Source organism: Amycolatopsis jejuensis (assembly GCF_000717335.1).
GTDB lineage: Bacteria > Actinomycetota > Actinomycetes > Mycobacteriales > Pseudonocardiaceae > Amycolatopsis > Amycolatopsis jejuensis.
In genome coordinates this window covers 1-13,106 of the sequence record NZ_JNYZ01000035.1, presented here as the reverse complement: position 1 = coordinate 13,106, position 13,106 = coordinate 1, and the positions used below count along the sequence as shown (strand labels likewise).

Below are 13,106 nucleotides of genomic sequence, written 5' to 3'. Positions count from 1 at the left end.
AGACTTAGCCGCCCCCGGCTCAGCTGCCCCCGGTCCAGCAGCCGTCGATTCACCGGCTGCTCTCGACACCACGACCGCCAACCCGCCAGCAGCCATCACCCCGCCAGCCATCACCCCGCCAGCCGCCACCCCGCCAGCCGCCACCTCGCCAACCGCCAACCCGCCAACGGCCGCCAACCCGCCAGCAGCCACCCCGCCTGCAGCCAACCCACGAGCGGCCAACCCACCAGCTGCCAACCCGCCAGCGGCCAACCCGCCAGCCGCTCACCCGAACCGCCGCTCCACCGCACCCCGCCGCCCACGCAGAGCCAAGAGATCAGAGCAACTCACCCTCGAGTTCCCCACCCCGCCGCAACCGTCCACCCCGACCGGCGAAGCGGCATGACCCGCCGAACCCACGCCCGACCGCAACAGGAGGAACACAAGGAGGAACGCGACCGCAATTGATATCGTCCGCGTGATGTGGGCATGACCCTCGGTGATCCGGTGGTGACCGCCGTCAGGGCGCCGGAGGGGCCACTCTACGATCGCTGGCATGGCCGAGTTCATCTACACCATGAAGAAGGTGCGCAAGACCGTCGGGGACAAGGTCATCCTCGACGACGTGAGCACCGCGTTCTACCCCGGCGCCAAGATCGGCGTGGTGGGTCCGAACGGCGCAGGCAAGTCGACCGTTCTCAAGATCATGGCGGGGATCGAGCAGGCCAGCAACGGCGAAGCGTTCCTGCAGCCGGGCGCCACCGTCGGCATCCTCATGCAGGAGCCGGAGCTGGACGAGACCAAGACGGTCCGGCAGAACGCCGAGGAGGGCCTCGGCGACACCAAGAAGAAGCTCGACCGCTACAACGAGATCGCCGAGCAGATGGCGACCGACTACAGCGACGCGCTCATGGAGGAGATGGGCAAGCTCCAGGAAGACCTGGACCACGCCGACGCCTGGGAGCTCGACTCCACCGTCGAGCAGGCCATGGACGCCCTGCGCTGCCCGCCGCCGGACGAGCCGGTCACCCACCTCTCCGGGGGTGAGCGCCGCCGCGTCGCGTTGTGCAAGCTGCTGCTGTCCGCGCCCGACCTGCTGCTGCTCGACGAGCCCACCAACCACCTGGACGCCGAAAGCGTGCTGTGGCTGGAGCAGTTCCTCGCGAACTACAACGGCGCCGTCCTGGCCGTCACCCACGACCGGTACTTCCTCGACAACGTCGCGCAGTGGATCATGGAGCTCGACCGCGGCCGCGTCGTCGGCTACGAGGGCAACTACTCCACGTACCTGGAGAAGAAGCGCGAGCGGCTCGAGGTACAGGGCAAGAAGGACGCGAAGCTCGCCAAACGGCTCAAGAGCGAGTTGGAATGGGTGCGGTCCAACGCGAAGGCGCGTCAGACCAAGTCCCGCTCGCGGCTCGACCGCTACGAGGAGATGGCCGCGGAGGCCGACAAGCACCGCAAGCTCGACTTCGAGGAGATCCAGATCCCGCCGGGCCCGCGGCTCGGCAGTGTGGTGGTCGAGGTCGACAAGCTGCGCAAGGGCTTCGACGACCGCGTCCTCATCGACGGCCTCTCGTTCGACCTGCCGCGCAACGGCATCGTCGGCGTGATCGGCCCGAACGGCGTCGGCAAGACCACGCTGTTCAAGACCATCGTCGGGCTCGAGGAGCCGGACGCGGGTGCGGTCAAGATCGGCGAGACGGTCAAACTGTCCTATGTGGACCAGTCCCGCGGCGGGATCGACCCGAAGAAGACCGTGTGGGAGGTCGTGTCCGACAAGCTCGACTACATCCACGTCGGCCAGACCGAAATGCCCTCGCGTGCCTACGTGAGCGCGTTCGGCTTCAAGGGCCCGGACCAGCAGAAGCCGGCCGGGGTGCTGTCCGGTGGCGAACGCAACCGGCTCAACCTCGCGCTCACGCTCAAAGAGGGCGGCAACCTGATCCTGCTGGACGAGCCGACGAACGACCTGGACGTCGAGACCCTCGGCTCGCTCGAGAACGCGCTCGAGCAGTTCCCCGGCTGCGCCGTCGTGATCTCCCACGACCGGTGGTTCCTCGACCGGGTCGCGACGCACATCCTCGCCTGGGAAGGCACCGACGAAGACCCCGCGAAGTGGTTCTGGTTCGAAGGCAACTTCGAGGGCTACGAGAAGAACAAGGTCGAGCGCCTCGGCGCCGAAGCCGCGCGCCCGCACCGGGTCACCCATCGCAAGCTGAAGCGCGACTGACCGGCGCGGGGGTCCCGAGTGGAAACCAGCAGGCACAACCGGCCCAGCCCGTCCGCGACCGCGGACGGGCGGCCCGCCGTTGCCGGTGGCGGGACCCTCGCCGACCTCGGGCGGCTGATCGACCGCGCCGACGCGCTTCATCTGCGCGCGCCCGAGTTGTCCCTCGTCCTCGGCGAACGCGCAGCTGCGCTCGCCGAGACGGCGGGCGCGGACGGACATTGGATCCGGGCCGAAGCGCTCGTCGTCGCCGCTCGAGTGCGGACCGGGGCACGCACATCGACGGTCGGCCGTGCCGTCGCAGCTCTGCGCGCGGCTGAGCACGCCGGGTACGCCACCACGGCCGCGCGGCTGCGGATCGACCTCGCAGTGTGCGCGCGCAGTCTCGGCGTTCCGCTGCTGGGGCTGGCCGCGTTGCGGCCGGTGCTGTCGGAGCACGTACCGCCGTCGCTGCGGGCGGAAGCGTTGTGCCATCTCGTCGGATGTCTTGCGCAGTTCGGCCGGAAGGCGGAGCTGGACCGCGTGCTCGTCGAGGCCGACCGGCTGCTGGTGGCCGACGATTCCCTCGACGCCGACGACCGCCTCCTCATGCGAGCATTGCTGCGCAACGGAACCGCGGCCCACCGCCGCCGGCACGGCGACCTCACCGCAGCCGCCGACGCCGCGCGCACCGGCCTCGGATTCCTGGACAAACTGCACCGCCCCGGCGACGACGGCGGCCTCGTGCGCATCCGGCTGGTCCTGCAGCTGGTCAGCACCCTGCTCGACCGCGGCGACGCCGACATGGCCTACGACATTGCCGAACCGATTCTGCGGGAACCCGTGCGGGCCGCAGGCATTGCGCCTTCGGCGTGGCTGCGCCTTGCCGTCGCGACGCGCATTCACCTCCCTGCCGGAGCGGGCGACGCAGCCGCAGAACTGGTGGGGGAGGCCGTCGCCGCCACCGACCGGCACGGCCTCGCCGCGGTCACCGCGCGGTTGTGGCTGGAGCTGGCGCAAATAGAGGAACGATTCGGCAGCGCGGAGGAGGCCATCGCGTGCCTGCACCGGGCGCGCGCAGCGGAACACGTGCACGCCCGAGCGCGGCGGCAGGCCTGCGGGTTGATCGCGGGAGAACTCGGTACCGACGCAGTCGCTTCCCTCGACCTCGACGACGTACTGGCCGCATCTGCCCCGCGCGACGGACGTGCGGTCTCGATGGCCGTCGAACCTCGCGTCGATGCCGCGGTCACCTCGGTAATGCCGATCATCCGGGACGACGCGCCCGCCCCGGAATCCCCGGCGAAGGACAGGAAACCGGCGTGGTCGTTCGGGACGGGCGGAGCGCAGCCCGACGAAACGTCGGTGATCCCGGCGGTACGCGAAAAGCCGTCCGAGCCCGGACACGGAGGCGGCCGCCGCCGCGCCGAGGACCGGCACCCGTCCGCCCTGCCCGGCTGGGTGCGCCCGTTCAGCCGGAAGGACGCAGAAACACGCGACCAACCCGAGGACGCCCCCACTCAGCGGGCGGCTTCGTGGCAGACGGAGGAAACGTCGGGCCGTACCTCGGGCACGCGGTCGGCGCATCGGGCGGACAGCTCGCAGTCGGCGGGGGAACCGTTGGCGCGTCGGGCGGACAGTTCGCGTTCGGCGGCGGAATCGTCGGCTCGGCGAGGTGACAGCTCGCAGTCGGCGGGGGAACCGTTGGCGCATCGGGCGGACAGTTCGCATTCAGCAGAGGGATCGCTGGCGCGCGGGGTGGATCGTTCGCTGTCGGCAGGAGAAACGTTCCCGCGCCGGGCGAACGTGTCGCGGGCCGCCGATGACTTTTCGCCGCACGCCGAGGCGTCGCGAGGCACAGATGACGCTTCGCGGCAGTCGGCGGTGTTCGGGGCTGCGGAAGCCAGGTCGCGGACGACCGACGATCCGTCGTTGGGCTCGGGGTCCTCGCGATCCGCGGAAGAAGCCCGGCGCTCGGAAGCGTTGCGAGCAGCCGAAGACGCATCGCGGTGGGTGGAAGCTTCGCGGGCGGCGGTGGAAGCACGTCGCGCGGAGGCGGCGAGGTCGGACGCAACTTCGCGGACCACGGACGGTTCCCTTACAGCCGGAAAAGCCTCGCGGTGGGCCGAAGCAACGCAGGCCGTGGGGGACGCGCACCGGGCCGAATCGTCGCGAACGATGGGCGAGACCTCGGACCGCCCGCGGGATGACCGCCCCGGACGTCGCAGCGCGGAGGAAATGACGACCCGTCACACAGGTGCGTCGATTGCCGCGGGGGAGAACGTAAACGGTCGCGCGGCGAACGCGACTCATCGCACGGACGTGTCGCCCGGTGCAGGGGCGAGCGCGACTCGCCGCGCGGACGCATCGGCAGGCGCGAAGGACACAACTTATCGCGCGGCCACGGAGAACGCGACCCATCGCGCGGACGCAGCGGTTGCCGCGGAGGGGAACGCGACTCGTCGCGTGGACGGGTCGTTTGCTGCGGAGGGGAACGCGACCCATCGCGCGGACGGGTCGTTTGCCGCGGAGGGGAACGCGACTCGTCGCGTGGACGGGTCGTTTGCCGCGGAGGAGAACGCGGCCCCTCGCAGGGACGGCACGGCGGAGATGCCGGATGCGCGTCGAGGGGAAGGGGCGCGCAGGGCCGTCGAGAAGGCTTCTTCTCCGGCGGAAGAGCCTGCGGCGCCGCGGTTTTCGTTGCGGATGCCGGATTTGTCGGACATCCTGCCGGAGCTCCCGCTGGCCCCCGCGTCCGCGGACGAAGCCGCTGCTCCGCTTTGGGAGAGCGCCGAGTGGGCGCAGGAGGAAGTGGCCCGGCGCGAGTCCCGCGGACGGACGACCCGGCACGATGCCGAGCACGGGTCGGTGGCTGCGAAGTCGGTGCTGGACCGTCTGGGAATCACCGCGACCGGAGGCGGCGGAGGCCGTCGCCGGGCGGACGATGCCGGACGGCGCGCGCGGGATCCGGAACCAGACGAGCCTGTCGCAACGGAATCCGCTGCGGCAGAAACCGAAACCGCCGACAAGCCGGACCCCGCGGCCCGGCCGGAGGAATCTTCCGCCGGGGAACCGTGGCTGCCCCGGCTGCGGATGCCACCGGCACTCGACCCACTCGCCGACATCGACGACTGGACCCCGTCCGAACAGCCCTTCCCGGACAGCTACGCCCGAGCCATCGCCGAGGACGAACCACCCCCGGACGCCGGACTGGCGGAACTGCTGGCCCGCGCCCTCGCGGAACACCAGGCAGGCACCGCCAGCGCGGCCGCCCTGGTGAAACGCCTCGGCCCGGACGACGAGCCCAAGAAACCGGTCAACGGCCGAGCCACCGCAGACCGCCGCCACAACGGCGACTGATTCCGGACCTCGCCTGCCCACCAGCCGGGTTTGCGGTGCGGCCGGGTCCGCCGAGCCGGGACGGAGCCAAATCAGCGAGACCACCGGGCGGAGAGCGGACAGGCTGCCGGGTGGGGAGGGGCGCGGTTCCCGGGCGGAGCTACGTGCTGCCGAGCCGGGAGGCGAGACGCTGCCGGGTCGGATGTGGCGCGGTTGCCAAGCGGACCGACGCGCCGCCGGGCTAGCAGCGATGCGGTTGCCGGGTCGGATGTGGCGCAGTTGCCAGGCGGACCGACGCGCCGCCGGGCTAGCAGCGATGCGGTTGCCGGGTCGGATGTGGTGCGGTTGCCAAGCCGCGAGCTACGTGTTGGCGGGCTAGGAGCGATGCAGCTGTCGTGTGGGGAGTGGTGCGGTTGCCAGCCGGACCGACGCGCCGCCGGGCTAGGAGCGATGGGGCTGCCGGGCGGGATGTGGCGCAGTTCCCAGGCGGAGCTGCGCGCTGCCGAGCCAGGAGGCGAGACGGCGCAGGGCGGGACGGTGTGGTTGCCAGGCCGAGCTACGGACTCACCAAGCCAGTAGGCGGCCCGGTTGCGGAGGCGGCCAGGGGCCAGCGGAGCTGTCAGGCGAGGCGTGACGAGGCCGCTGCGCAATGAGCCAGGCCGGTCGATGACTTACCCGTCTTGCGCAACCGTCGTGGCAAATCAAGACCGCCCGCCCAGCGTGGTTGTGCCTTCGTGTGGGCGTCGGCGCATCAGCGTGCGGCGGAATGACAGCCGGGGGTTGCAATGACGTCAGGTGTGCGCCGCCGCGGCAGCAGAGGTAGGTACGAGCCTCCCCATCCTGACAACCGATATGCAGCCGCCAAGCGGATCCTCGGCAAGAGCCCCCGCGCACCGTACGGAAGGGCAGCAAAATAGCCCGTCCGGGTGGGAAATCTCGCGGGGTGGAACGCAACCTTTCGGTGGGGAGCCGCGGGCGATACGCCTCGCTGAACCGATCCCGAACCATCCCCGGCCGACCCGCGATCCGTGCGACCCGTTCGTGCCAAGGGTTTCCGCCGAGCGCGACCCGTCGGTAGCTGAACCGATCCCGCAGCAACCCGTGCGGAGCGGGCGGGAAACCGAACCTTAAGTCTTTCCCCGCCGTGCGCAGCGGGTCTCCCGGGCGGATTAGGGTGAGGGAAGTCCGGCACGTTGTGGTGACGGATGCATCTCGGTCTCGCACACTGGAGAGTTGCTCAATGAGCTCGACGGGAGTCTCAGCCCCGCCCGGAACCGACCCCGGCACCAACCCCGGCCCCACCGCCGGCCCATCCCGTCGCTCGGCCAGCCCGGAGCAGATCCGGGACGAGCTGATCGACACCGCCGCGGCGCAGGCGCCGGAGATCGCGGACCTGATCCGCTTGTACTACCGGCACATTCCGGCCGACGAGATCGTCGGCGACGACCCGGTGGCGCTCGTCGGCGCGGTGCGTTCGCATCTGCAGCTCGCGGAGCAGCGCATGCCGGGGCGGCCCGCGGTGCGCCTGCTCAACCCCACCACCGCCGAGGACGGCTGGTCGCGTGAGGCGACCGTCGTGCAGGTCGTCACCGACGACATGCCCTACCTCGTCGACAGCCTCACCGCCGAGTTCGCCCGTGACGGCGTGCAGGTGCAGCGCATCGTGCACCCGATCGTCGTCGTCAGCCGCGGCCTCACCGGCGAGCTCGAGGGCCTGCACCCCGAGGCCGACCCGGGCGACCCGCCTGCCGGGGCGTCCGCGGAATCGTGGATGTACGCCGAGATCGACCTCGTCACCGACCCGAACCGGGCGCGCGAGCTGGACAACCGGCTGGCGTCCGTGCTCGGTGACGTGCGCGAGGTCGTCGAGGACGCCGAGAAAATGGCCCAGACCGCCTGCGCACTCGCGCAGACCCTCGAGGAGCACCCGCCCAAGCTGCCCGGAGGCCAAGATCAGGTCTCCGAAGGCGCCCGCCTGCTGCGCTGGCTCGCCGACGGCCACTTCACCTTCCTCGGCTACCGCAAGTACGAGCTGGTCGACAACCCGCATCCGGACACCGACGAGCCCGCCCTGCGTGCGGTCCTCGCCACCGGGCTCGGCGTGCTGCGTCAGGACAGCCTCGCCGCCCGCGGGCTCACCGCCGGGCCGGACAACTCGGTCGACGCGCTCGCGCCGTCGCTGCTCGTGCTCACCCAGGCCAGCGCGCCGAGCACGGTGCACCGTCCGGTGTATCCGTACTACGTCGGCGTGAAGACGTTCGACGACGAGGGCAAGGTCACCGGCGAGCACCGTTTCCTCGGCATGTTCACCACCACCGCGCTGCACGAGAACGTGCTCGACATCCCGGTGGTCGGCCAGCGCGTGCGCGAGGTGATCCACCGCGCCGGCTTCCCGATGGAGTCGTTCTCCGGCCAGCGGATGCTGGAGGTACTGCAGAACTGGCCGCGCGCCGACCTGTTCTCCGCCGACACCGATTCGCTGTACGCCACCACCACCGGCGCGATCACGCTGTCCGACCGGCGGCGGCTGCGGCTCTTCCTGCGCCGCGACCCGTACGGCCGCTTCTACTCCTGCCTCGTCTACCTGCCGCGCGACCGCTACACCACCCGGTCGCGGCTCGCGATGCAGGAAGTGCTGCTGGAGGAACTCGAAGGAACCCAGCTCGAGTACAGCGCCCGCGTCGGCGAAACCCTGCTGGCGCAGGTGCACTTCATGGTGCACACCGACCCGGCGACCCGGCTCGAACCGGACACGCTGCGGATACAGGACCGGCTCAACACGGTCGTGCGCAGCTGGGACGACCGGCTCGTCGAGGCGATCCTCGCCGAACGCCGCGAGCGCGTCGGCGACGGCGGTCCGATCGGGATGATGGGCGAGGAGTCCGTGGTCGACCAGGGGCAGCGGTTCGCCGCGGTGTTCCCGGAGGGCTACAAGGAGGACTTCACCGCCGAGGAAGCGCTCGCCGACCTGCGCAACCTCGACACCCTCGCGGACGAGGGCGACCTCGCCCTGTCGTTCTACCTGCCCGCCGGCGCCGAACCGGGCGAGCGGCGCTTCAAGCTGTACCTGCGCGGCGAAGGCGTCACGCTGTCCAAGGTGCTGCCGGTGCTGCAGGCCATGGGCGTCGAGGTGGTGGACGAGCGGCCGTACGAGCTGTTCCGTGAGGACGGCGGCGCCAGCTGGATCTACGACTTCGGCCTGCTCATCCACCGGAAGGGCCTCGAGTCGGCCGACTACGCGGCGATCCTCGACCTGCGCGAGCGGTTCCAGGACGCGTTCCGCGCGGCGTGGTACGGCGACGCGGAGGTCGACGGCTTCAACGGTCTCGTCCTGCAGGCCGGGCTCACCTGGCGGCAGGCCGCGGTGCTGCGTGCGTACTCGCGGTACCTGCAGCAGGCCCGCAGCCCGTTTTCCCAGGCATACATCCAGAACACGGTGCTCAAGCACACCGAGGTCGCCACGAAGCTGGTACGGCTCTTCGAAACCCGCTTCGACCCGCAACTGTCCGATGTGGACTGCTCGACCGGCGCGGAGGCCCTCACCGCCGAGATCGGCTCGATGGTCGACGAGGTCACGAGCCTCGACGAGGACCGGATCCTGCGCCGGCTGCTGTCGGTGATCAACGCGACCCTCCGCACGAACTACCACGTCCGCGATGCCGACGGGAACCCGCGCCAGTACCTCGCGCTCAAGCTCGACCCGGGCGCGGTGCCGGAGCTGCCCGAACCGCGTCCGCAGTTCGAGATCTTCGTGTACTCGCCGCGGGTCGAGGGCGTGCACCTGCGCTTCGGCGGCGTCGCGCGCGGTGGCCTGCGCTGGTCGGACCGGCAGGAGGACTTCCGCACCGAAATCCTCGGCCTGGTCAAGGCGCAGGCGGTGAAAAACGCGGTGATCGTGCCGGTCGGCGCGAAGGGCGGGTTCGTGGTGAAGCGGCCGCCCGCCGTCACCGGGGACGCCGGGGTCGATCGCGAAGCCCAGCTCGCCGAAGGCATCGCCTGCTACCGCATGTTCATCTCGGGCCTGCTCGACCTCACCGACAACCGGGTCGAGGGCGGCACCGTGCCCGCGCCGGACGTCGTCCGGCACGACGGCGACGACAGCTACCTGGTCGTCGCCGCGGACAAGGGCACCGCGAAGTTCTCCGACATCGCCAACGAAGTCTCGGCGCAGTACGGGTTCTGGCTCGGCGACGCGTTCGCGTCCGGCGGTTCGGTCGGCTACGACCACAAGGCCATGGGCATCACCGCCAAGGGGGCGTGGGAGAGCGTCAAACGGCATTTCCGCGAGCTGGGCAAGGACACGCAGACCGAGGACTTCACCGTCGTCGGCATCGGCGACATGATGGGCGACGTCTTCGGCAACGGCATGCTGCTGTCCGAGCACATCCGGCTCGTGGCCGCGTTCAACCACATGCACGTGTTCCTCGACCCGGACCCGGATGCGGCGGCCACGTTCGCCGAGCGGCGCCGGTTGTTCGACCTGCCGCGCAGCTCGTGGGACGACTACGACCGCTCGCTGATCAGCGAGGGCGGCGGGATCTACCCGCGCTCGGCCAAGACCGTCCCGATCACGCCGCAGGTCCGCCGTGCGCTCGGCCTCGATGACGACGTCACGCAGCTCGCGCCGATGGATCTCATCCAGGCGATCCTGCTGTCGCCGGTCGAGCTGCTGTGGAACGGCGGTATCGGCACGTACGTCAAGGCCGAAAGCGAAAGCCAGGCCGCGGCGGGCGACAAGGCCAACGACGCGATCCGCGTCAACGGCAACCAGCTGCGCGTGCAGGTCGTCGGCGAGGGCGGCAACCTCGGCCTGACCCAGCTCGGCCGCATCGAGTTCGCCCGCTCCGGCGGCAAGATCAACACCGACGCGCTCGACAACTCCGCCGGGGTCGACTGCTCCGACCACGAGGTCAACATCAAGATCCTGCTGGACCACCTCGTGTCCGGCGGGGAACTGGAGCACACGCGGCGCAACGAGCTGCTCGAGGAGATGACCGACGAGGTCGGCGCGCTCGTGCTGGCGGACAACTATCGGCAGAACGCGGTGCTCGGCGTCAGCCGGGCGCATGCCGGGCCGATGGTGTCGGTGCACGCGCGGCAGGTGTCCGCGCTGGTGGCGAAGGGTGCGTTCGACCGCAAGCTGGAGGCGCTGCCCAGCCCGTCGCAGTTCCGCGCGCTGGAGAAGGCGGGTGACGGGCTCGCGTCGCCGGAGCTGGCGACGCTGCTCGCGCACGTGAAGCTCGACCTCAAGGACGAGCTGCTGCAGTCCGACCTTCCCGATTCCGAGGTGTTCACGCGACGGCTGCCGGAGTACTTCCCGGCGCCGCTGCGCGAGCCGTTCGCCACGGCGATCGACCGGCACCCGCTGCGCAGGCAGATCATCACCACGCTGGTCACCAACGAGCTGGTCGACGGCGGCGGCATCTCCTTCGTCTACCGCCTGATGGAGGAAATGAACGCCACCGCCACCGATGCGGTACGCGCGTTCGCCGTGGTCACGCACGTCTACGACCTGCCGAAGCTGTGGGCCGAGATCGACGCGCTGGACAACGTGGTGCCCACCGCGGTCGCGGACTCGATGGTGCTGGAGACGCGGCGGCTGCTCGACCGGGCCGCGCGCTGGTTCCTCAGCAACCGCCCGCAGCCGCTCGCGCCGCTGGCCGAGATCAACCGGTTCGGGCCGATCATCGCGGAGCTGGGGCCGAAGCTCGGCGAGCTGCTGCGCGGACGTCAGCTGGAAGCGGTCGAAGCGCACGCGGCCACGCTGGTCGACGAGGGGGTACCGGCCGATCTCGCCGGCCGGGTGGGGCTGCTGCTGCACAGCTACGGCCTGCTCGACGTGGTCGAGGTGGCGGAGCTGGCCGAGCAGCAGGTCGGGCTCGACGCGACGCACACGCCGCACGACACCGCGGAGCTGTACTACGCGCTGTCGGCCCACCTGGACATCGACAAGATGCTCACCGAGATCAGTGCGCTGGAACGCGGCAACCGCTGGCACGCCCTCGCGCGGCTGTCGCTGCGGGACGACGTGTACGGTTCGCTGCGTGCGATCGTGCTCGATGCCTTGCGGCACAGCGATCAGGACCTGACCGTCGACGAGCAGATCGCGCAGTGGGAGAAAGCCAACGCGTCGCGGCTTTCGCGGGCGCGCGTGTCGCTGGACGAGATCACCCGTTCCGGGCGGCTCGACCTCGCAACGCTGTCCGTGGCCGCCCGCCAGATCCGGAGCACGGTGCGGTGACATTTGTTTCCCACGTCCAGCCGCGATGGTCGGACATGGACGTGTTCGGGCACGTCAACCACGCGAACGTGGTGACGCTGCTCGAAGAGGCACGGGTTCCCGTGCTGTTCGGCGAGGCAGTGGCGGCCGGGCTGACCGACCTGCCCAAGGGCATCGTGGTGGTGAAGCTCGGCGTGCAGTACCGGGCTCCGCTCGTCCCGAAGCCCGGCCGCCCGGTGCGCGTGGAGATCACGCTCACCGAACTGAAGGCCGCCACCGTCACGCTCGGGTACGTCGTGCGCAGCGGGCCGGATGCCGCCGATCCCGTTGCGGTGACGGCGGAAACCGTGCTCGCGCCGTACAACACGGCGGCTCAGCGGCCGCGCCGGCTGAGCGACGAAGAGTCGGAATTCCTCAAGCGGGTGCTGGCCGATGCCTGAGCTGCGCATCCCCGACGCGGGTGACCGCGACACGCTCAGCGCGTTCGTCGCGCGTGCGGTGCGGCTGGACGGCAACACCGCCGTCCGGCTGCGCCGCCGAGGTGACGACGTGGTCGAAGCCTGGACGGCCACGCCATTCGAAGTCCTCGCCACCCGCGCGGTGGCAGGGACGGTGACCCCGGCCGACGTCACGGTGTCCGGCAACGAGCTGCTCGCGGCGCTCACCGTCGCAGGCGGCGAGGTGATGGACCCGGGCCCGGCGCGCGACCTGCTGTGGCACGCCGAGCTGCCCGCGCCCGGCCGCTGGCAACTGGTGGACGAGCTGCCGGTGGGTGTGGTGTCGGACCTCGCCGACCGCGGGGTCACGCTCGCCCGAGACAACGCGGGGCCGCACGGCACGCCGCCCGCGTCGCTGATGGATCAGGCGGTGCTCACCGTGACCGGGGCAGACCTCGAGGTCAAGGTGCAGATGCGATGCCTGTTCGCGTTGTCCGGCATGGGATTGTTCGATTCGTCGATCGACGGCGACGTCGTGCGCGTGACCGCCACGGATTCGTGGCTCCGCCTCGACGCCCGTTACGGTGCGGTGCTCAAGCGTCGCCAAGCGTTGCTGCCACTGCTTTTCTGATTCCGCTGCGGAAGTGCGGCGGCGGTGTCATCGTGAAGGAATGAGCGACCCCGACGGCGACCCGACGGCGGACTTCCTCGCCGAGGTCCGCACCGAAGAGACGCCGTGGCGCACCGATCGCCCGGCGGACGCTCCGGCTTCGGAGCCGGTGGAACGCCCGCGTAGCCGTGCGTTGCGCGCGGTGGGTGAAGCGGCACCGTATGTGCAGGCGGGGTTGTTTGCCGCGTGGGTGGCGACGTCGGTCGCCGATGCGGGCGATGGTGGCGGCCAGGCGGGTGACGTGGGTGGTGA

At 70.6% G+C, this 13,106-nt stretch carries 6 protein-coding genes; all 6 read left to right on the top strand.

What is annotated here, in order from left to right; genetic code table 11:
- Window positions 1–535: 535 nt before the first annotated feature.
- Entirely contained in the window at window positions 536–2,212 is a 1,677-nt protein-coding gene (gene ettA, locus OO71_RS36860) for an energy-dependent translational throttle protein EttA (protein ID WP_033294661.1), read from the top strand.
- Window positions 2,213–2,230: 18 nt separating this feature from the next.
- Entirely contained in the window at window positions 2,231–5,548 is a 3,318-nt protein-coding gene (locus tag OO71_RS52635; protein WP_245633900.1) for a hypothetical protein, read from the top strand.
- A gap of 1,219 nt (window positions 5,549–6,767) precedes the next feature.
- Window positions 6,768–11,768: an NAD-glutamate dehydrogenase gene (locus OO71_RS36850; RefSeq protein ID WP_033294660.1), complete on the top strand. Its 5,001-nt coding sequence runs from the start codon at window positions 6,768–6,770 to the stop codon at window positions 11,766–11,768.
- On the top strand, window positions 11,765–12,187 hold the full coding sequence (locus OO71_RS36845) for an acyl-CoA thioesterase (protein ID WP_033294659.1): 423 nt from the start codon (window positions 11,765–11,767) through the stop codon (window positions 12,185–12,187). The genes OO71_RS36850 and OO71_RS36845 overlap by 4 nt, the downstream gene beginning before the upstream one ends.
- Window positions 12,180–12,815, top strand: coding sequence for a DUF8010 domain-containing protein (locus OO71_RS36840; RefSeq protein ID WP_033294658.1), 636 nt, complete (start codon window positions 12,180–12,182; stop codon window positions 12,813–12,815). Before OO71_RS36845 ends, OO71_RS36840 begins: the two co-directional genes overlap by 8 nt.
- A 40-nt stretch (window positions 12,816–12,855) precedes the next feature.
- The coding region (locus OO71_RS36835; protein ID WP_033294710.1) for a hypothetical protein at window positions 12,856–13,106 on the top strand (251 nt) is incomplete at its 3' end.